The organism is Pseudomonas sp. (assembly GCF_036404235.1).
Taxonomy (GTDB): Bacteria; Pseudomonadota; Gammaproteobacteria; order Pseudomonadales; family Pseudomonadaceae; genus Aquipseudomonas.
The window spans coordinates 37,633-55,885 of the sequence record NZ_DASWOT010000093.1 but is presented as its reverse complement, the minus strand read 5'-3'; the positions used below and the strand labels follow the sequence as shown (position 1 = coordinate 55,885).

Annotated in this window: 22 protein-coding genes; 7 read left to right on the top strand and 15 right to left on the bottom strand. The window is 57.3% G+C overall.

Annotation, left to right across the window (positions count from 1 at the left end; genetic code table 11):
- Window positions 1-94: 94 nt before the first annotated feature.
- Complete coding sequence (locus VGC62_RS11615; protein ID WP_331187228.1) at window positions 95-853, top strand: hypothetical protein; 759 nt, start codon at window positions 95-97, stop codon at window positions 851-853.
- Between the two features lie 33 nt (window positions 854-886).
- Here VGC62_RS11615 and VGC62_RS11610 read toward each other — a convergent pair whose 3' ends face one another.
- Together VGC62_RS11610 and VGC62_RS11605 are read right to left on the bottom strand one after the other, a co-directional pair.
- A complete protein-coding gene (locus tag VGC62_RS11610) occupies window positions 887-1,117 on the bottom strand; it encodes a hypothetical protein (protein WP_331187227.1) in 231 nt (76 codons plus the stop codon).
- A gap of 32 nt (window positions 1,118-1,149) precedes the next feature.
- Window positions 1,150-2,091 carry a DUF808 domain-containing protein gene (locus tag VGC62_RS11605; protein WP_331187226.1) on the bottom strand — a complete coding sequence of 314 codons (942 nt, stop codon included), beginning with the start codon at window positions 2,089-2,091 and terminating at the stop codon, window positions 1,150-1,152.
- A 138-nt stretch (window positions 2,092-2,229) separates the two neighbouring features.
- Here VGC62_RS11605 and VGC62_RS11600 point away from each other — a divergent pair, with 138 nt between their 5' ends.
- Window positions 2,230-2,838 (top strand): TetR/AcrR family transcriptional regulator, encoded by a 609-nt coding sequence (locus VGC62_RS11600; protein ID WP_331187225.1) that lies wholly within the window; start codon window positions 2,230-2,232, stop codon window positions 2,836-2,838.
- Between the two features lie 4 nt (window positions 2,839-2,842).
- On the opposite strand, the gene VGC62_RS11595 is transcribed toward VGC62_RS11600, so the two are convergent.
- Window positions 2,843-3,250, bottom strand: a complete 408-nt coding sequence (locus VGC62_RS11595) for a response regulator (RefSeq protein WP_331187224.1) — start codon at window positions 3,248-3,250, stop codon at window positions 2,843-2,845.
- 594 nt (window positions 3,251-3,844) lie between these two features.
- Between VGC62_RS11595 and VGC62_RS11590 the strand changes: the two genes are divergently transcribed.
- The 3 genes from VGC62_RS11590 to VGC62_RS11580 all read left to right on the top strand — a co-directional run bounded on the left by VGC62_RS11590 (window position 3,845) and on the right by VGC62_RS11580 (window position 7,623).
- Entirely contained in the window at window positions 3,845-5,476 is a 1,632-nt protein-coding gene (locus tag VGC62_RS11590) for a methyl-accepting chemotaxis protein (protein ID WP_331187223.1), read from the top strand.
- Window positions 5,477-5,658: 182 nt separating this feature from the next.
- Complete coding sequence (locus VGC62_RS11585; protein WP_331187222.1) at window positions 5,659-6,522, top strand: ion transporter; 864 nt, start codon at window positions 5,659-5,661, stop codon at window positions 6,520-6,522.
- Between the two features lie 102 nt (window positions 6,523-6,624).
- Window positions 6,625-7,623, top strand: a complete 999-nt coding sequence (locus VGC62_RS11580; RefSeq protein ID WP_331187221.1) for a sulfate ABC transporter substrate-binding protein — start codon at window positions 6,625-6,627, stop codon at window positions 7,621-7,623.
- A gap of 92 nt (window positions 7,624-7,715) precedes the next feature.
- Here the strand turns inward: VGC62_RS11580 and VGC62_RS11575 are convergent, their stop codons facing one another.
- The 12 genes from VGC62_RS11575 to ccmA all read right to left on the bottom strand — a co-directional run bounded on the left by VGC62_RS11575 (window position 7,716) and on the right by ccmA (window position 16,142).
- The gene (locus VGC62_RS11575; protein WP_331187220.1) at window positions 7,716-8,087 is read right to left on the bottom strand and encodes a hypothetical protein; all 372 of its coding nucleotides are present in this window, start codon (window positions 8,085-8,087) and stop codon (window positions 7,716-7,718) included.
- On the bottom strand, window positions 8,084-8,272 hold the full coding sequence (locus tag VGC62_RS11570; protein WP_331187219.1) for a hypothetical protein: 189 nt from the start codon (window positions 8,270-8,272) through the stop codon (window positions 8,084-8,086). The genes VGC62_RS11575 and VGC62_RS11570 overlap by 4 nt, the downstream gene beginning before the upstream one ends.
- A 419-nt stretch (window positions 8,273-8,691) precedes the next feature.
- Window positions 8,692-9,099 (bottom strand): hypothetical protein, encoded by a 408-nt coding sequence (locus tag VGC62_RS11565; RefSeq protein ID WP_331187218.1) that lies wholly within the window; start codon window positions 9,097-9,099, stop codon window positions 8,692-8,694.
- 9 nt (window positions 9,100-9,108) lie between these two features.
- Window positions 9,109-10,314 carry a c-type cytochrome biogenesis protein CcmI gene (ccmI, locus tag VGC62_RS11560; RefSeq protein ID WP_331187217.1) on the bottom strand — a complete coding sequence of 402 codons (1,206 nt, stop codon included), beginning with the start codon at window positions 10,312-10,314 and terminating at the stop codon, window positions 9,109-9,111.
- Window positions 10,311-10,781, bottom strand: coding sequence for a cytochrome c-type biogenesis protein (locus tag VGC62_RS11555; protein ID WP_331187216.1), 471 nt, complete (start codon window positions 10,779-10,781; stop codon window positions 10,311-10,313). Before VGC62_RS11555 ends, ccmI begins: the two co-directional genes overlap by 4 nt.
- Entirely contained in the window at window positions 10,778-11,314 is a 537-nt protein-coding gene (locus VGC62_RS11550) for a DsbE family thiol:disulfide interchange protein (RefSeq protein WP_331187215.1), read from the bottom strand. The genes VGC62_RS11555 and VGC62_RS11550 overlap by 4 nt, the downstream gene beginning before the upstream one ends.
- Complete coding sequence (locus VGC62_RS11545; RefSeq protein ID WP_331187214.1) at window positions 11,311-13,284, bottom strand: heme lyase CcmF/NrfE family subunit; 1,974 nt, start codon at window positions 13,282-13,284, stop codon at window positions 11,311-11,313. Before VGC62_RS11545 ends, VGC62_RS11550 begins: the two co-directional genes overlap by 4 nt.
- Window positions 13,285-13,288: 4 nt before the next feature.
- Window positions 13,289-13,756: a cytochrome c maturation protein CcmE gene (ccmE, locus tag VGC62_RS11540; protein ID WP_331187213.1), complete on the bottom strand. Its 468-nt coding sequence runs from the start codon at window positions 13,754-13,756 to the stop codon at window positions 13,289-13,291.
- The gene (gene ccmD, locus VGC62_RS11535; RefSeq protein ID WP_331187212.1) at window positions 13,753-13,938 is read right to left on the bottom strand and encodes a heme exporter protein CcmD; all 186 of its coding nucleotides are present in this window, start codon (window positions 13,936-13,938) and stop codon (window positions 13,753-13,755) included. Before ccmD ends, ccmE begins: the two co-directional genes overlap by 4 nt.
- Window positions 13,935-14,738, bottom strand: coding sequence for a heme ABC transporter permease (locus VGC62_RS11530; RefSeq protein WP_331187211.1), 804 nt, complete (start codon window positions 14,736-14,738; stop codon window positions 13,935-13,937). The genes ccmD and VGC62_RS11530 overlap by 4 nt, the downstream gene beginning before the upstream one ends.
- 100 nt (window positions 14,739-14,838) lie before the next feature.
- A complete protein-coding gene (ccmB, locus tag VGC62_RS11525; protein WP_331187210.1) occupies window positions 14,839-15,510 on the bottom strand; it encodes a heme exporter protein CcmB in 672 nt (223 codons plus the stop codon).
- On the bottom strand, window positions 15,507-16,142 hold the full coding sequence (gene ccmA, locus VGC62_RS11520; protein WP_331187209.1) for a cytochrome c biogenesis heme-transporting ATPase CcmA: 636 nt from the start codon (window positions 16,140-16,142) through the stop codon (window positions 15,507-15,509). Before ccmA ends, ccmB begins: the two co-directional genes overlap by 4 nt.
- Before the next feature lie 168 nt (window positions 16,143-16,310).
- Between ccmA and VGC62_RS11515 the strand changes: the two genes are divergently transcribed.
- Together VGC62_RS11515 and VGC62_RS11510 are read left to right on the top strand one after the other, a co-directional pair.
- On the top strand, window positions 16,311-17,906 hold the full coding sequence (locus VGC62_RS11515; protein ID WP_331187208.1) for a flagellar hook-length control protein FliK: 1,596 nt from the start codon (window positions 16,311-16,313) through the stop codon (window positions 17,904-17,906).
- Window positions 17,906-18,235, top strand: a complete 330-nt coding sequence (locus VGC62_RS11510) for an EscU/YscU/HrcU family type III secretion system export apparatus switch protein (protein ID WP_331187207.1) — start codon at window positions 17,906-17,908, stop codon at window positions 18,233-18,235. Before VGC62_RS11515 ends, VGC62_RS11510 begins: the two co-directional genes overlap by 1 nt.
- The last annotated feature ends 18 nt before the right edge of the window (window positions 18,236-18,253 follow it).

Here is an 18,253-nt window from a genome sequence, read left to right as displayed (position 1 = left end):
ATTTTGACTTCCACTCCCGGATCATAGGCCATCGTCGGCACTGCGCAGGACGGTAATAACAACATCCCTGCTCTACTCTTTCCGGAAAAACAAAATGAACAAACTTCCACAGATCACACTGGCGTTCTGGGTGATGAAGATCTGCGCTACCACGCTGGGCGAAACCGCCGGCGATCTACTCTCCATGACCTTGGACGTGGGTTACGCCATCAGTTCGTTGATTTTGATCAGTGCCTTTGTCGTCACGCTCATCATGCAACTGAGCGCTAAACGCTATCACCCCATGCTGTATTGGATCGTGATCCTTTCGACCAGCACCGCCGGGACTACCATGTCCGACTTCATGGATAGAACCCTGGGCCTGGGGTACGCAACGGGTTCGGCAATCCTGATAGTGATCCTGCTGGCGATCTTTACAGCCTGGTATTTCAGTGAAAAAACCTTGTCGGTGAGCAGCGTCACCACGCTCAAGGCCGAGTTGTTCTATTGGTTCGCGATTCTGTTTTCAAACACCTTGGGCACGGCTCTGGGCGACTTCCTGGCTGATGATTCCGGGCTTGGCTTCATGGGCGGTGCGTTACTGATCGGCAGCGCCATCGCAGTGATCGTGCTATTGCACTACACGACACGGCTCTCGTCGGTGGCGTTGTTCTGGATTGCCTTCGTCTTGACCCGTCCTTTTGGCGCGACCCTGGGCGACATGCTGACCAAATCCCATGAAAAAGGCGGCCTGGATTTCGGCACGATAGGCTCATCGATGGTGCTGTTATCGATCCTGGTGGTACTGGTAGGGATTGCGATGATGTATAACCGCAAGCCCAAGGCGCTCATCGAAGAGCAAGTCACCTACTGATTCAATGACCGCCCAATGTGAGGATCGGCACAGCTAATCGTGCTCCCACGGCAGCGGCTTGCCAGCACGCACTTTCGCGTTGATCGAACGCAGCAGGTCCAGCGGATCACGGTCCTTCATCGCATGACTTTGCTCATCGACCCAGGTCATGACCTGTTGTCGCTCCAGCGTGGGCCGCCGATGAAGGATTTCTACCAGTTGGCGCTCGCAATGCTGGGCATAGGCAACCACGCTGGAAAACAAAGGGCTATTTTTGCTGTTCATGTGCGTCCAACCTCGCCATTCCAAGGTTCTGCTCAGGCTTTGATACTGCGCCAGATTTTTCCAGCCACCGATACCAACAGCAAGACCACGGCACCGGCGATGATGCCCGCCACCGCGTTCAAGATGATCGGCATGATCGCCGAAAAGCCGCCAATCGCGTCCGCCGTCGTTTGGGTGACGCCTTCAATCCAGTGATGCACCGCTGGCACACCGTGAGTGAGGATGCCACCGCCCACCAGAAACATCGCCGCCGTGCCAATCACCGACAGGCCTTTCATCATATAGGGCGCGGCGCTGAGTACACCGCGCCCGAGTGCCCGCTGGGCACGCCGCACAATGCTCTTACCCTCAAGTTGGCTGAGGTAAAGACCGCCATCGTCGAGCTTCACGATGGCGCCCACCAACCCATACACACCAATGGTCATGACGATGGCAATGCCCGAGAGCACGATCACTTGCTGCAACAATGGCGCGTCGGCCACGGTGCCGAGGGTGATGGCGATGATCTCCGCCGATAGGATGAAATCCGTGCGCACCGCGCCTTTGATCTTGTCCTTCTCAAAGGCCACCAGATCAACTGCCGGATCGGCAACGGCTTCGGTCAACTGTGCATGCTCAGCGTCGTCTTCAGAACGGCTGTGCAGGAATTTATGAGCGAGTTTTTCAAAGCCCTCAAAACACAGATAAGCACCGCCCACCATCAACAGGGGCGTGACAGCCCAGGGCACAAAGGCGCTGATCGCCAGCGCGGTCGGAACCAGGATCAGCTTGTTGAGAAACGAACCCTTTGCAACCGCCCACACCACGGGCAATTCGCGCTCGGCACGCACGCCAGCAACTTGCTGCGCATTGAGCGCCAGATCATCACCCAGTACGCCAGCGGTTTTCTTCGCTGCCATTTTGGTCATCAGCGCGACATCGTCCAGCACAGTGGCGATGTCGTCGATCAAGACCAGTAAACTACTTCCTGCCATGGGTTGTTCTCTGCGGTAAATGATGCAGAGCATAGCGCGTGGAGCGTCGCCGGTCTGCCCATGCCCGCAATCTTGAGCCTGCCGCGAGCCCGGTGCTACCATGCGCCACCGCCGTACAGGCAAGGAACATTTCGGTTTATGAGCAGCATTCGCGAGCGTAATAAAGAACTGATTCTGCGCGCGGCCAGTGAAGAATTCGCCGATAAAGGCTTCGCCGCCAGCAAGACCCGCGACATCGCCGCCAACGCCGGTGTACCCAAGCCCAACGTCTATTACTACTTCAAATCCAAGGAAAACCTCTATCGCGAGGTATTGGAAAGCATTATCGAGCCAATCCTGCAAGCCTCGACGCCATTCAATCAGGACGGTGTTCCAGCTGAAGTACTCAGTGGCTATATCCGCGCAAAGATCCGTATTTCACGCGACCTACCCTGCGCCTCAAAGGTGTTCGCCAGCGAAATCATGCATGGCGCGCCGCACCTGAGCGCAGATCAAGTCGAGCAGTTGAATGGTCAGGCCAGGCACAACATCGAATGCATTCAGGGCTGGATCGATAGCGGCCTGATCGCCCCCATTGATCCGCACCACCTGATGTTCAGCATTTGGGCTGCGACCCAGACATACGCCGACTTCGACTGGCAGATTTCCACGGTCACCGGCAAAGCGAAGCTGGACGACAGTGATTACGAAGCCGCCGCCAACACCATTATTCGTCTGGTGCTTAAAGGGTGCGAGCCTGACGCCTGAAAGCTCAACCCGTTTTATGCATCTGCAGCGCGTGTTCGACGCCGTCAAGCAACTGACCAAAGCTCCACGGTTTGCGAATAAACGTGACGTTGTGGGTAACGCCTGAGCTTTCCGGTGTTTCGTGGCCCGACATAATCAGGATTGGGATCTGTGGCCACTTGTCGCCTGACAAGTTGGCGAGGTCGGCGCCGTTGATTGAGCCGGGCATGAGAACGTCTGTCAGCAATAGCGACACAGCGTCCGCGTGTTCTTCGAGGTATTTCGCGGCGGCATCGGCACTGCCAACCGCATACGTTATAAAACCTTCGTCGCCGAGGATTTCACACACGAAATCGCGAATGATCGACTCGTCTTCAACGACCAGAATGAGTCTTTTGTTCTGCTGTAGTGCCGCTATTGACGTGGAATTCACAATAAATACTTCCCATTACCGGCCCGCTCGGCTGCTTTATGGACTCCGATGGTGTCCGTACTGTGAGCGGCAGAATGTCAGGAAATTCCATTGCCTGATGACAATCAGCTGAAAGGGTTGTGACAGGGTCATGAATGACGCGGCTTACCGGCAGGTAGGCGACGTCTGAAAAATCCACTTTTCAGCGCTAACAAAAAACCCGCCGAAGCGGGTTTTTCCAAGACCATCCCAACATCCTGTCGGTAGCCCTCCGGGGCCATGGCCGATCATCCTTGATCCCGCAGCAATCCGTTCGCTGCAGTTGATGGATCCAAATCTACTGCTTTGCCGACGCGCGCCATAGAGCGAACTTCTCGTCTTCGTGTAAGCCTTTCGCCATACCGAAGATCTTTCCGAGAAGCTTGTAGGGCAGTTCTGCCATTAGTGACGAAAAAGTGCAAAAACCCGCTCCACGACCTCACGTTTGCTGCCGCAAAGCCGAAAGCCTATAGAGAGCAAACCGATACGACGCAGCGGGTTGTACAAACAATGCCAAACCTGGACACCCATCGTCCGAGCCATTGGCACAACAAGAAAACAAACGGAGTGACGGTTATGAATATGCGCAACTTTTCGATCAGTCGGCGACTATGGCTGATCCTCATCGTCGCCGTGCTAATGCTCTTTATCCTGGCCGTGGTCATGCTCAAACAGATCCATGACGACCTGTACGACGCCAAGGCGCAAAAAACCATGCACGTGGTCCAGACCGCCAGCGGCCTGCTGGACTATTACCACGGCCTGGAAACCGCAGGCACGCTCAGCACCGATCAGGCGCAAAAACAGGCGATGGATGCCATTCGTGGCCTGCGCTACAACCAAACCGATTACTTCTGGATCAACGACCTGCGTCCGGTGATGATCATGCATCCGGCCAGTCCGAAGTTGGTGGGTCAGGACCTTTCTGCCATCAAGGACCCCGATGGCTTCCAGGTATTCAACGAAATGGTCTCCCTGGCCAGAGCCAAGGGTGCCGGTACTGTCAATTACCGCTGGCCAAAACCGGGCGCCACCGAGGCCGTCGAGAAAACCTCTTACATCACGCTATTTACGCCGTGGGGCTGGATCATCGGCTCAGGCATATACGTGGACGACGTGCAGGTCGAATTCCGGCAGCAGGTATGGCAGGCTGCGGCGATTAGCGCCGGTATTGTCATGATCATGACTTTGCTGCTGATCGGGATTGCCCGCAGCATCGTTCGGCCGCTCAATGCCACTGTCCAGGCCATGGCCAATATTGCCAGCGGCGAGAGCGACCTCACCCATAGCTTGCAAACCGATGGCAACGATGAAGTCACACAACTGGGCCGACACTTCAATGCCTTCACCACAAAACTGCGCCACGTCATCACGCAGTTGCAGCTTTCTGCGGTAGGGCTCGGTCAGGCCTCGACAGATCTGGGCAGCAACGCCGATCAAGCACAGCTGCGCAGCCAGCAGCAATCGCAGCAGATGGAACTGGTGGCGACAGCGGTCAACGAAGTGACTTACGGCGTGCAGGATGTCGCCAGGAATGCCGAGCATGCAGCCAGCGAGATGCGTGACGCCGAATCCCAGGCACAGCAAGGTCAGGCCAACATCGACAGCAGCCTCAAGCAGATCGATCACTTGTCAGGCACCATCAATCAGGCGGTCGAAGTCATCCGTACGCTGTCCAGCGAAAGCACACAAATTGGCAGCGTACTGGAGGTGATCAGTTCGATTGCCGAACAAACCAACCTGCTCGCCCTCAACGCGGCCATTGAGGCCGCGCGTGCAGGCGATCAGGGACGCGGGTTTGCGGTGGTGGCTGACGAGGTTCGCTTACTGGCGCAACGCACGCAGAAATCCACCGCAGAAATTCAGGTCATGATCGAACGCTTGCAATCGCATTCCGACGCGGCAGTGAAGGTCATCGGCGACAGCAGCCGCGCCTCGCAACTGACCATTGAACAAGCGCACCTGGCAGGTAAAAGCCTGACGTCTATCAGCGTGGCACTGCGCAACCTCAACGGCCTGAATGCATCAATCGCCAGCGCAACGCTGCAGCAATCTCACGTGGTCGAGGACATCAACCAAAACGTCACCCAAGCGGCACAACTGTCGCAAAACACAGCATTGGCGGCGCAGCAGTCGACGGCCGCCAGCGTTCACCTGAAAGACCTGAGTGAGCAACTGAATGGATTGTTGAGGCAATTTCGGGTGTAGACACAAGCGGGCTGAAACGTAAAAGCCCTATGGGGATGGGGGACTGGTTTATTTTCAACACGCCGCGAAAATCAATCTGTCCCTGGCCTTGCCAGGGCCTGTACTGATCGGCAATCGATCACCAGTTGCGCTCCTGAACGGAAAGCTTCTAGGCTCAGCCGATCTAATAAGCGGAAATGCCCATGGACAGCAAAGACCGGCGTGAACAGCTGCGCATCATCGTCCTTCAGAGCGACACCGACGCTGGGCGGCGCTTCGATAAAATCCTCCTGATGACGATTTTCGCCAGCCTGTTCATCGTGGTCATCGACAGTATCGAGTCGGTTCATCGCGATTATGGTCAAGTCCTCAACTATATGGAGTGGGGATTCACCTTCATCTTCGCCGTCGAATACGCGCTGCGCCTGTATGCCTCGCCGACGCCATTCAAATACGCCATCAGCTTCTATGGCCTGATCGACCTGCTGGCGATATTGCCGGGAGTCTTGATGATCTATTACGCCAATGCGCAGTACCTGATGATCGTGCGTGTGGTGCGTATGCTGAGGATCTTCCGCGTACTGAAACTCAGCCCCTACCTGAAACAGGCCAACTACCTGCTTTCGGCTCTGCGCGGCAGCCGACAAAAGATCACCGTATTCCTGCTGACCGTGTCGACGCTGGTGACTGTGTTTGGCACCTTGATGTACGTCATCGAAGGCCCGGAGCATGGCTTCTCCAGTATTCCAACAGGCATCTATTGGGCGATTGTCACTCTGACCACCGTGGGCTTCGGCGATATTGTGCCGAAAACGCCGTTGGGCCAGGTACTGTCCTCACTGGTGATGATCATGGGGTATTCAATCATCGCCGTGCCGACGGGAATATTCACCGCAGAGCTGAGCAACGCCATGCGCGGCACGCAATTGTTGCATGACTGCCCGGTGTGCTCGAAGGACAGTCATGAGCCTGCCGCAGCGTTTTGCTCACGCTGTGGCAATGCTCTGTTTCCAAAGGTCGATCGTATCGCCGTCAGCACATCCAACGAACACGACATAAGCACATGATTTTTTAATCTTTAAATGCCTAACGGACTTTGGTTATAGTCGCGGGCAATTAGCCACCCCCTCTCTATAAGAACAATCGCTAACTATCAAAAGGAATTCGCAGTGAACAAACTCTTTGCCGCCTCTCTGCTCGCCGCAGGACTGGCTTTTGGCAGCGCCGCCCAAGCTGCGCCGACCCTGCTCAATGTCTCCTATGACGTCATGCGCGATTTCTACAAAGACTACAACGCCGCCTTCCAGAAACACTGGCAAGCCGAGCACAAGGAAGACGTCGCCGTACAGATGTCCTTCGGCGGCTCAAGCAAACAGGCGCGCTCGGTCATCGATGGCCTGCCGGCTGACGTGATCACCATGAACATGGCCACCGACATCAACGCCCTCGCCGACAATGGCCAGTTAGTGCCCAACAACTGGGTCACGCGGCTGCCGAACAACAGCGCGCCGTTCACCTCCGCCACAGTCTTCATCGTGCGTAAGGGCAACCCTAAAGCGCTTAAAGACTGGAATGACCTGGTCAAGGACGGCGTCGAAGTCATCGTGCCGAACCCGAAAACCTCAGGCAACGGTCGCTACACCTACCTCTCGGCCTGGGGTTACACCCTGAAGAACGGCGGCGATGAAGCAGCGGCCAAGAAATTTGTCGGTGAGTTGTTCAAACACGTACCCGTGCTCGATACCGGTGGCCGTGGTGCAACCACTACATTCATCACCAACCAGATTGGCGACGTGCTGATCACCTTCGAAAACGAAGCCGAAATGATCGCACGCGAGTTCGGTCGCGATCAGTTCGAAGTGGTGTACCCAAGCGTGTCCGCCGAGGCCGAGCCACCTGTAAGCGTGGTGGATAAAGTCGTCGACAAGAAAGGCTCGCGCGCCTTGGCAGAAGACTATCTGAAATACCTGTGGTCGCCAGAAGGCCAGGAAATTGCCGCCGCCAACTACCTGCGTCCACGTGATCCGGCAGTGCTGGCGAAATACACCGACCGCTTCCCGAAAGTCCAATTTCTTTCGGTAGAGAAGACCTTTGGCGACTGGCGCACCGTGCAGAAGACCCACTTCAACGATGGCGGCGTGTTTGATCAGATTTATCCGGCCAAGTAAGTAACCCGTAAAACCAAAAACGGCGACCTGAAGAGGTTGCCGTTTTTTGTGCCTGATCCAGATATCTCATTCCAAGGACGTTCGTATAGCCATTAGCGCATGGTTGCCCACCCGTAAAACACCAAAAGCGCAAAAGCGAGTATGAGTTCCAAAGCCCAAGGAATCTGAATGAGCAGCCGTAGACCACGTGGAAATTGGTCAATATCATCGACGTTAACCAGTCCTCTTTTTACGCAGCGACTTGAACCTGTCAACACTAGCGCAGCAAGTCCAACCCGTATGCACACACTCCAAAATCCAAATCCCACGAACATGGCTCGGCTCTCGCGAATCAACTTACTGTTCCCCAATCGCTCTTCAATCTCATCAACATATAAAATCGCAACACCTAACAAAAACACGGCGTTCAATACAAACGGCACCATAATCAGAAGGGCAACCAAGCCAGCATCCAATTCCCTCATTGTTCATTAGCCCTGTATAAATACTCACCTCCATATTCACCACCTACCGATACGACTTCACCCAGGCCCCAGCCTGTGCCATCACTGTATTCCGGCTGTTGGCAATCCACGTTATAACCGAGGATTTCAGTCCAAACCTTATTCCCGGCCTCTAGCGTTTTACTCGGCATATCATCAATTTTCACGAACACGCCCGGTGACATATTTCAGCCTCACTATTGAGAAACACAAAACCGAAATATAGGGAGACCGCCATCATATGTCTGGCTTGCGCAGTTCAAATCAGGATGGTTTGTGCATATTCAGAAAAGGACTTCCAACCTGGGTAATACTTTCCTACGTGCATAAAAGGGCGTGTCGACCAGATGTATTTAGCGAAGTAGAAAAAATGCAAAATGAAAACGACAACCTGAAGAGGTCGCCGTTTTTTTTGCCATCTGTATTTGCAGCATGTTACGCGCAAGCTTTGATTCCGCCCGCAGGCCTTGGGAACGTTGTTTGCACGCGATCTACCGCGAGAAGGTAGCAAAGTCGGTAAATGTGATCATCTAGAACGCACTTAGCCGGATGTGCTAACACTTCGCGGTAAATCGTCTCGATCAACTCAATTCCCGAACTGCTTGCTCAACCCCGGTGGCACGCCGCTGGAGTCGGTTTCCTGCCATGGGCCGCTTGGCGAAGTGGCCCAGCTCCAACCGTTGTTCCAGCGGTAATAAGTGCGCTGGCGATAGAACGTATTGGGCACGTTATCCAGGACATGCACGCCTAAACTTGCATCCCAATGGCTGTTGCCACCCGGCGGCGGTGCGAAGTGCGACGAAGTTTTAGGGCCCGGCTTGGGCGCTGGCGTTTGCGGTGTAGTGCGCGGGGTTCCCGGTTGTGGCGTGGGTGACGGCGCACCTGGAATGCTCGGAATCGGCTCAGAACTTTGCGGGCCGGGGTGCTGAACAGCGCAGGCAGCGCTCAAGCCCACCATCACACTCAACAAGGCAAAACGTGCAACGCGATACATAAGAGTTCTCTACTGATCGGGGCTGTCGATGGTCAAGGCCTGACGGGCAGTCACGTTGCTGGGCAGCGGCTGACTGCGACCGATCCACTCACCTGTGGTGGGCTGGCCTGCGCGGGATACCCGGGCAACGAGTTGGACTTCGGCAAAGTTGGACAGTTTCAACTGCGGCATCATTGCGTCGGCATCGGTCAGTTCGACATCCACGGGCAGATCGGCGACCGTCACACGCTTGACCGCCAAGGGTGCTGGCGGGCCGGACACTGCGCGTGCAAACACAAATACGCTGTCGCCAGGCAACACCTTGGCTTGCAGATCAGCGGAAAGACTCACTCTGACTCTCAGCACCGCACCCTGAATCACTGCCACAGGCGTGTCGGCCAACCTGCCACCGTTTTCCAAAATCTTTTCGCTGGCCCTGGCAATGCCGCCTTCCAGTGCCGAGCGCGAAGGGTCATTGGCAGGCAGCGTTGCCAGCAGGCGCTTCCAGTAATCGACAGCCTCCTGATAACGCTGCCCCTCGAACGCGGCAATACCTTTCAATCCAAGGCTGGTGACTTCTTTGGGATCAAGCTTCAAAGCCTCATCCGACAACGCCTGAATCTGCGGCGACCAGTGCTTGTCTCCCGCAAAATATAGCGCCTGCGCCCATTGCCCGAGCAATTCGGGCTGACGTCCGGCCAGGTTCACTGCGCGCTCAAACATTGTGGCGGCGTCGGCCGGGCGGTCCTGTGCCATATAAGTTCGTGCAAGAAAATAAATCCCCTCGGCCGAATCCGGCTGGGCCTTGACTGCCCGCTCCAGACGGCTGGTCATTTCCACCAGCGAGCCCGGCGGCTGGGCGAATTCACGGGTCAACTCGACCTTGTCGCTGGCACCAAAATGCAGATACAACGCAAAACCCAACACCGGCACCAACAGTGCGGCCAGCAATGGCAAGGGTTTACCCAGGCGCGAGACACGTTCAGTGCCAACGCCTTCGGTGTCCGCCAATAATTCACGCGCCGCTTCTGCACGGCCACTGTCCATCTGCGTTGAGGACAAGACACCCTCTTGTTGCTGGCTTTGCAGCTCGGCCACACGCTCTTGATACAGCGCAACGTTGAGGGCAGTGCGGTCTTCCTCGCGTTGCACGCGACGACCACGCAAGACAGGGATCAGCAGAAAACCCAGGGCGACCAGCAACAGCAGGCCAGCGGCTAGCCAGAAATCAATCATTCGCGGTTTTTATCCAACAGGTGGGCGAGGCGCTGACGCTCCTCGTCAGAAAGCGCATCGTTGTCTGCGGGCCGTTTGCCGCGACGACGTATGACGATCACGACAATCACCAACACCCCGCCCAGCAGCAACCCGGCAGGACCAAACCACAGCAGCCAGGTCCGCGCGTTCAGCTCAGGTTTGTAGCGCACGAACTCGCCATAGCGGTCGACCATGAAATCGATGATCTGCTGGTTGCTCTGGCCTTCGCCCAGCATGCGGTAGATCTCTTTGCGCAAGTCAGCGGCGATGGGGGCGTTGGAGTCGGCGATGTCCTGGTTCTGGCATTTTGGGCAACGCAGTTCTTTGGTCAACTCGCTGTAGCGGGCGCGCTCGGCTTCGTCCTTGAACACGTAGGCATCAATGGCTGCGTGGGCAATACTCGTCAGCCCAAGGCTCAATACAACAATCGCGAGCAAGCGCCTCATTGCCTAGCCTCATCGACCAGCCCTTGATATTGGCTGGCCAGCTTGTCGCGCCAGACCGTTTCGTCGATCACACCGACGTGTTTGTAGCGAATGATGCCCTTGCTGTCGATCAGGAAGGTTTCCGGCGCGCCGTACACGCCCAGATTCAAACCCAGGCTGCCGGCTTCGTCGCGGATATTGATCAGATAAGGGTCGTGGAATTCACTCAGCCACTTCAGGGCATCGGCATTGACGTCCTTGTAGTTGATGCCGTAAATCACCACGCCCTGCTGCGCCAATTTGTTCAGCACCGGGTGCTCAACCCGACAGGCGACACACCAGGTGCCCCACACATTGACCAGCGCCGGTTTGCCCAGCAGATCGGCACGGGTCAACAGCTTGTCGCTTTGCACCGCTGGCAACGAGAATTCGGGGAACGGCTTGTCGATCAGCGCCGAGGGCAGCTCGGCCGGGTCCAGGTACAGCCCGCGATAAAGAAACGCCGCCATGCCAAGAAACAACACCAGCGGGATCAACAACACCCAACGCTTCATACCGCAGCTCCCGACAAACCCAACGCGTCACGCACGCGGCTTTTGACCTTGACCCGATAACGCTTGTCCAGCGCGGCCAGCAAACCGCCGAGCGCGGTAATCAATCCGCCAAACCAGATCCAGCGCACAAACGGTTTGACGTGAACGCGAACGGCCCAGGCGCCATTGTCCAGCGGCTCGCCCAACGCAACATACAGATCGCGGGTGAAACCGGCGTCGATGCCAGCCTCGGTCATCATCGATTGCTGCACGGTGTACAGACGTTTTTCTGGATGCAGCACAGTGATTTCCTTGCTGTCTTCGAACACCCGAATCGTGCCGCGATCAGACGTAAAATTGGGGCCCTGATAGTGCCTGGCGCCCTCGAACACAAACCTATAGCCGCCCAACTCCGTCGACTCGCCCGGCGACAGACGCAAGTCGCGCTCGGCGCTGTTCTGGCTCGACAACACCACGCCCAAGGCCAGCACGGCAATGCCGATGTGCGCCACTTGCATACCCCAATAACTGCGGGTCAGTGAGCGTGCGCCTTTGATCAAGCCTTTGTGCCGCGTCTTGTCCAACAGATCACGCACACCGGCCAGTAGTATCCAGGCGGCGAGCATGAAGGTGGCGAGCACCGCCCAGTGGAAATCGGCCATGGCGAATGCTGCGATCACCGCCAGCACTGCACTGCCAACCAGCACTGGCGCCAGCATCCCGAGCAGCCATTTCAGTGGGGTGTCTTTCCAGCGCACTAGCACGCCAATGGCCATGACCGCCATGAGCAGCGCCATCAGCGGCACGAACAAAGCGTTGAAATATGGCGGCCCGACCGACATCTTCGCCCCGCTCAACGCATCGAGCGCCAGCGGGTAAAGCGTGCCCAAGAGGATCATCGATGCCGCGACCACCAGCACCAGGTTATTGCCCAGCAGCAAGGTTTCCCGCGACCACAGGCCAAAGCCAACGTGGCTTTTAACAACCGGAGCACGGATAGCGAACAGAGTCAGCGAACCACCGACCACCAGCAACAGGAAGATCAGGATGAACACCCCTCGCGCAGGGTCCGAGGCAAACGCGTGGACCGAGGTGAGCACGCCGGAACGCACCAGGAACGTGCCCAGCAAACTCAGGGAAAACGCGGCAATCGCCAGCAGCACGGTCCAACTTTTGAACACCCCGCGCTTTTCGGTCACGGCCAGCGAGTGAATCAACGCAGTGCCGACCAACCAAGGCATGAATGAGGCGTTTTCCACGGGGTCCCAGAACCACCAACCACCCCAGCCCAGCTCGTAATAGGCCCACCACGAACCCAGCGTGATGCCCACACCCAGGAACGCCCAGGCGACAATGGTCCATGGCCGCGACCAGCGCGCCCACGCCGCATCCAGACGCCCACCCAGCAGCGCGGCAATGGCGAAGGCAAACGCTACCGAAAACCCGACGTAGCCCATGTACAGCATGGGTGGATGAACAATCAGACCGATGTCTTGCAGCAACGGATTGAGGTCACGCCCGTTCTGCGGAATCTGCGGCAGGATGCGGCTGAACGGGTTGGAGGTCAGGATCAGGAACAACAGAAAGCCGATGCTGATCATGCCCATCACCGCCAGCACACGGGCCAGCATCACTTGCGGTAATTGGCGGGAAAATACCGATACAGCGAACGTCCAGCCACCGAGGATCAGTGCCCAGAGCAACAACGAACCCTCGTGGGCGCCCCACACGGCACTGAATTTGTAGTACCACGGCAAGGCGCTGTTGGAGTTTTCGGCGACGTAAGCGACCGAGAAGTCATCGACCATGAACGCGTAGGTCAGGCAACCAAACGAAAACAGCAGAAACGCAAACTGCCCCCATGCAGCCGGTTGCGCCAGCCCCATCCACAGGCGATCGCCACGCCATGCACCGAGTAACGGCACGATGGCCTGCACAACGGCAAAGCACAGCGCCAGAATCATGGCCAAATGGCCGAGTTCAGGAATCATCGTTTCAACCCTGTTTAGCAGGCATGGCAGACGAGCCCGGCACCGACTGGCCGCTGTCTTTCAATGCTTTGCTGACTTCTGGTGGCATGTATTTCTCGTCATGTTTGGCCAGCACTTCGTCAGCCACCACTACGCCATCAGCGTTGAGCTTGCCGAGAGCAACGATACCCTGCCCTTCCCGGAACAAGTCCGGAAGAATGCCGCGGTACGTAATGGTGACTGACTTGTTGAAATCGGTGACCACGAACTTGACGTCAAGCGAGTCGCCGGAACGCTCCAGCGAACCCTTTTCGACCATACCGCCGGCGCGTATCCGCGTGTTGTGGGGCGCTTCGCCATTGGCGATCTGGCTGGGGGTGTAAAACAGGTTGATGTTCTGCTGCAAGGCGCTTAGGGCAAGGCTTACGGCGATGCCAACACCGGCCAGAATCGCCACAATGATCAACAGTCGCTTTCTGCGCAGCGGGTTCACTTCGCGCGCTCCCGGCGTAAACGACGCGCTTCTTGTTGCAGGTAGCGCCGACGCGCCAACACGGGTAACGCCACATTAATGACCAGCACCGACAGGCAAATACCATAGGCGGTCCAGACAAACAGGGCATGTTTGCCCATGGCGAGGAACTCATCAAACGAGCTGAACGAGCCGAAACTCATGAGGCATTTCCTTGGAGCGGCGCCTTACCCAGGCTTTTCAATACTTCATCCTTGACCCAACTGGCGCGGGCTTCGCGCTTGAGCACTTCCAGACGCATGCGCAGCAGCAGCACCGCGCCGAAAAAGCAGTAAAAGCCCAGCACGGTAAACAGCAACGGCAGCCACATTTGCGCAGGCATCGCTGGTTTCTCGGTCAGGCTGAAGGTCGCGCCTTGGTGCAAGGTGTTCCACCACTGCACCGAGTATTTGATGATCGGAATATTGATCACCCCCACAATCGCCAACACCGCACAGGCCTTGGCGGCACTGTCACGATTGCTGATGGCATTGCCCAGCGCAATGAGTCCGAAGTACAGAAACAGCAGGATTAGCATGGACGTTAGGCGTGCATCCCACACCCACCACGAACCCCAGGTCGGTTTACCCCAGATAGCCCCGGTCACCAGCGCCACGGCGGTCATCCAGGCACCGATAGGCGCGGCGCATTGCAGCGCGATGTCAGCCATTTTCATTTTCCATACCAGCCCGACTACCCCGCACACGGCCAACATCACGTAGCAGGACTGGGCCAGCATCGCGCAAGGCACATGAATGTAGATGATGCGAAAGCTGTTGCCTTGCTGATAATCCGGCGGCGCGAAGGCCAGGCCCCAGACCACTCCAATGACAATCAGCAAGACAGCGGCGATGCTCAGCCATGGCAGCAGACGGCCGCTGATGCCGTAGAACCATTTCGGAGAACCCAGTTTGTGGAACCAGACCCAACTGATGCCGCTTTTAGCGTTGGCGCTTGTGTTCATCACGCAGCCTTTGATCACGGTATTTTATCCAAAGCGCTTCTTTTAGCTGAAGCGTCCAGAGTGTGACGAGGGAAAATGTGTCAGCTCAGTCAGAGCCCGATTATTCGCCGACACTGATTTTCAATCCAGCAGCAATTGCAAAAGGTGTCAGGGTTACCGACAGCGTCGTCAGGCTGCCAAGCCAAAACAGATAACCGGTCGCAGGCATCCCTTGAAGGGCCGCTTGCAAGGCGCCACTGCCCAGGATCAGCACCGGGATATACAGCGGCAGAATCAATAATGCCAGCAATAAACCGCCGCGTTTTAACCCGACGGTCAGCGCTGCGCCGACCGCACCCAGCAGGCTTAACACGGGTGTGCCCAGCAACAATGACAGCAGCAGCACCGGCAGGCATTCACTCGGCAAGCCCAGCATCATCGCCAGCAACGGTGCCAGCAAGACCAACGCCAACCCGGAAAATGCCCAGTGTGCCATCACCTTGGCCAATACCAGAAGCGCCAAAGGATGTGATGAAAGAACCCACTGCTCAAGTGATCCGTCTTCGAAATCACTGCGAAACAGCCCATCCAATGAAAGCAGCACCGACAACAACGCCGCGACCCAGACCAATCCGGGAGACAAGGTTTGCAACAATTGACTCTCGGGCCCGACCGCCAACGGAAACAGCGCGATGACAATGGCGAAGAACACCAACGGATTGAGCAGTTCGGCAGGGCGGCGAAACAATAGCCGTGCTTCGCGGGCGATCAGCAGGGTAAACACATGACTCATACGGCCCATTGCCCCAGATCGATGTCTTTGTAACCGGCGGGCACGCGGCTCAGTGTGTGGTGGGTGGTGAACACCAGCATGCCGCCCCGTTCGCAGTGCTCGGCCAAGTGCTGCTCCAGTTGCGCGACACCCTGTTTATCGAGGGCGGTAAACGGCTCGTCGAGAATCCACAGCAAAGGACCTGGTAAATACAGACGGGCCAAGGCAACGCGGCGCTTTTGTCCTGCCGAGAGCGTATGACAAGGTACGTCTTCAAAGCCACGCAAGCCTACTGCATCAAGGGCCTGCCAGATCGCCTCGGGGTCGGCGGCTCGGTGCAGCGCGCAGAGCCAGGTCAGATTCTCCGCTGGCGTCAGTAAATCCTTGATCCCGGCCGCATGGCCGATCCACAACAGGTTGTGTGCCAGCTCGCTTTTTTGCTGGCTCAGCGGCTCGCCGTGCAACAGCACCTCGCCCGCCGTGGGCTGCATCAGCCCAGCCAACAAACGCAACAAGCTGGTCTTGCCACTGCCGTTGGGCCCGCTGACCTGAAGCATGTCGCCGGCTGTCAGACACAGATCGAGGTTCTCGAAGAGCATTCGCCAGTCGCGCTCGCAAGCAAGCGCCGAGGCAGCTAAAACAGGGATCGGCATGCGAACCTTCTTTTTCTGATCGGAGGTATTCACCAGCGGTTCAAGTCGCCCTTCCGATGGCCGTTATACTGATGCAGACTCACCCGGTGGCCCCAGTGGACGACCGGCGCGATTATACATGCCATCTTCAGGTATCAAGATGGCAAATTCTTCACAGGTCGGTATTCGATGACAGGCGACATCCCCCATCTTTCTTCGGTAAACACCGCAGCGACGCTGTTGCGCGCAGGTGTTGCGCCGGCAGAGGTGCTCAAGTTGCTGCAACCCCGTGAAGGGTTGTTGGCTGCCGGGCAGACCGCCGACGCCGAAGTGGTGAGCCTCAAGCAGATCGATCAAGACTTCCAGTTGCTGCTCAAGCTGACACTGAACAACGGTCGGCAGACCACGTTTCCGGTGACCAGTTCGCTGCCGTTGTCGCCAGGCACCAGCGTTAACGTCGCGCAAGGTTCGGCTGATACCCTGACCATCAGCCTCGCGGAACTGCAAAAAGCCATTACCAACAGCCTGACCCGTATCGACACCCGTCAATTGCCAGTGGGCACATTGTTACAGGGCAAGGTGCTGACCTCGCAACTGATCAGCCAAGTCACAGGTCAGCCAGTGCCGGCGAACGCCGATCAGCCCACTGCATATCGCTCGATCGTCACCCTGCTCAACACTGCGCTGGCTGGCAGTAATCTAGTCGTCGAAAGCCCACAGCCGCTGGCCGCTGGCAGTTTGCTCAGTGCGCAGGTACAGAACAGCCAAGCGCTGAATTTCGTAGCGTTGCCCAATCGTTTCGATCAATTGGCCTTGGCGCAGCAGTTGTCCACGCAACAAAGTCGTCAGGGTTCGCTGCAGGGGTTGTTGGTGGTGCTGCAAAGTCTGCCGGATTCCGGCGACAGCCTGCCGGCATCGTTGCGCGCAAGCATCGACCAACTGTTGGCTGACTTGCCAGACATTCAGCAAATGACCACGCCCAAAGGCGTCGCCCAAGCGCTCAACGGCAGTGGACTGTTCATGGAATCGCGGCTGTTGGCGGGGTTCAATCCGACATTGATGCCAGACATGAAGGCCAACCTGCTTCGTCTGATTTCACAGATCCTTCCCGGCCTGGACAACATGAGCTACGACGCTGCGGCTGCGGCCAACACCCTCGCGCGCGCGATGCCCAACATGATTCGAAATGCACTGGGCACCTTGGGCCAAGTCGCCGCTCGCACGTCACCGAGCAGTTTCCCGCTGCCGACACGATTGCTCGGCAGCCCAGAAAACGGGGACGACCTGGAAACGCTGCTTAAGCTCGCCGCCGCCGCCGTATCGCGCCTGCAAAGCCATCAGCTCGGCGGACTGGAACAGACCCGTACCGCCGCCGATGGCACGCAGATCACCACCTGGCAGCTTGAAATCCCCATGCGCAACGCCCATGACGTGGTGCCGTTGCAGGTCAAACTGCAGCGCGAGGACACGCCTGAACGAGAGGACGCGAAGGACGAACGCGAGGTAAAGGAGAAAGAAAAACTCTGGCGCGTCGAGCTGGCGTTCGACCTCGAACCGCTCGGACCGTTGCAAGTGCAAGCACAGTTGGTGGGTGGCAGTTTGTCGAGCCAGATGTGGGCCGAACGCACCACCAGTGCAGCACTGATTGACAGCGAGCTGGGCAATTTACGCGCGCGACTGGTGGCCTGCGGTTTGAACGTAGGCGAACTGGCGTGCAACATCGGCGTCCCCCCACAAGGCGCGCGTACCGTACTGGAACAACGCTGGATCGACGAGAGCGCCTGATGACCGCACCGAACGCCCCTCCCCGTCAAGTTGTCGCCCTCAACTACGACGGCCAACAAGCCCCAACGCTCACCGCCAAGGGCGACGACGCGCTGGCCGAAGCGATCCTGGCCATCGCCCGCGAGTACAAAGTCCCCATCTACGAAAACGCCGAACTGGTGAAGATGCTCGCGCGCATGGAACTGGGCGACAGCATCCCCGAGGCACTGTACTTGACCATCGCTGAAATCATCGCCTTTGCCTGGCACCTGAAAGGCAAATTTCCTGAGGGGCATGATCCGGATGCGGGACCTGCGCAAAGGGACATCACACCTGATTGGCAGGGATGACAACGTACCGCGAGCAAA

What these genes read in the sequence shown, in the direction of transcription:
- VGC62_RS11615 (WP_331187228.1), top strand. Translation starts at nt 95, where the DNA reads ATGAACAAACTTCCACAGATCACACTGGCGTTCTGGGTGATGAAGATC.
- VGC62_RS11610 (WP_331187227.1), bottom strand. Translation starts at nt 1,117, where the DNA reads ATGAACAGCAAAAATAGCCCTTTGTTTTCCAGCGTGGTTGCCTATGCC.
- VGC62_RS11605 (WP_331187226.1), bottom strand. Translation starts at nt 2,091, where the DNA reads ATGGCAGGAAGTAGTTTACTGGTCTTGATCGACGACATCGCCACTGTG.
- VGC62_RS11600 (WP_331187225.1), top strand. Translation starts at nt 2,230, where the DNA reads ATGAGCAGCATTCGCGAGCGTAATAAAGAACTGATTCTGCGCGCGGCC.
- VGC62_RS11590 (WP_331187223.1), top strand. Translation starts at nt 3,845, where the DNA reads ATGAATATGCGCAACTTTTCGATCAGTCGGCGACTATGGCTGATCCTC.
- VGC62_RS11585 (WP_331187222.1), top strand. Translation starts at nt 5,659, where the DNA reads ATGGACAGCAAAGACCGGCGTGAACAGCTGCGCATCATCGTCCTTCAG.
- VGC62_RS11575 (WP_331187220.1), bottom strand. Translation starts at nt 8,087, where the DNA reads ATGAGGGAATTGGATGCTGGCTTGGTTGCCCTTCTGATTATGGTGCCG.
- VGC62_RS11565 (WP_331187218.1), bottom strand. Translation starts at nt 9,099, where the DNA reads ATGTATCGCGTTGCACGTTTTGCCTTGTTGAGTGTGATGGTGGGCTTG.
- ccmI (WP_331187217.1), bottom strand. Translation starts at nt 10,314, where the DNA reads ATGATTGATTTCTGGCTAGCCGCTGGCCTGCTGTTGCTGGTCGCCCTG.
- VGC62_RS11555 (WP_331187216.1), bottom strand. Translation starts at nt 10,781, where the DNA reads ATGAGGCGCTTGCTCGCGATTGTTGTATTGAGCCTTGGGCTGACGAGT.
- VGC62_RS11550 (WP_331187215.1), bottom strand. Translation starts at nt 11,314, where the DNA reads ATGAAGCGTTGGGTGTTGTTGATCCCGCTGGTGTTGTTTCTTGGCATG.
- VGC62_RS11545 (WP_331187214.1), bottom strand. Translation starts at nt 13,284, where the DNA reads ATGATTCCTGAACTCGGCCATTTGGCCATGATTCTGGCGCTGTGCTTT.
- ccmD (WP_331187212.1), bottom strand. Translation starts at nt 13,938, where the DNA reads ATGAGTTTCGGCTCGTTCAGCTCGTTTGATGAGTTCCTCGCCATGGGC.
- VGC62_RS11530 (WP_331187211.1), bottom strand. Translation starts at nt 14,738, where the DNA reads ATGAACACAAGCGCCAACGCTAAAAGCGGCATCAGTTGGGTCTGGTTC.
- ccmB (WP_331187210.1), bottom strand. Translation starts at nt 15,510, where the DNA reads ATGAGTCATGTGTTTACCCTGCTGATCGCCCGCGAAGCACGGCTATTG.
- ccmA (WP_331187209.1), bottom strand. Translation starts at nt 16,142, where the DNA reads ATGCCGATCCCTGTTTTAGCTGCCTCGGCGCTTGCTTGCGAGCGCGAC.
- VGC62_RS11515 (WP_331187208.1), top strand. Translation starts at nt 16,311, where the DNA reads ATGACAGGCGACATCCCCCATCTTTCTTCGGTAAACACCGCAGCGACG.
- VGC62_RS11510 (WP_331187207.1), top strand. Translation starts at nt 17,906, where the DNA reads ATGACCGCACCGAACGCCCCTCCCCGTCAAGTTGTCGCCCTCAACTAC.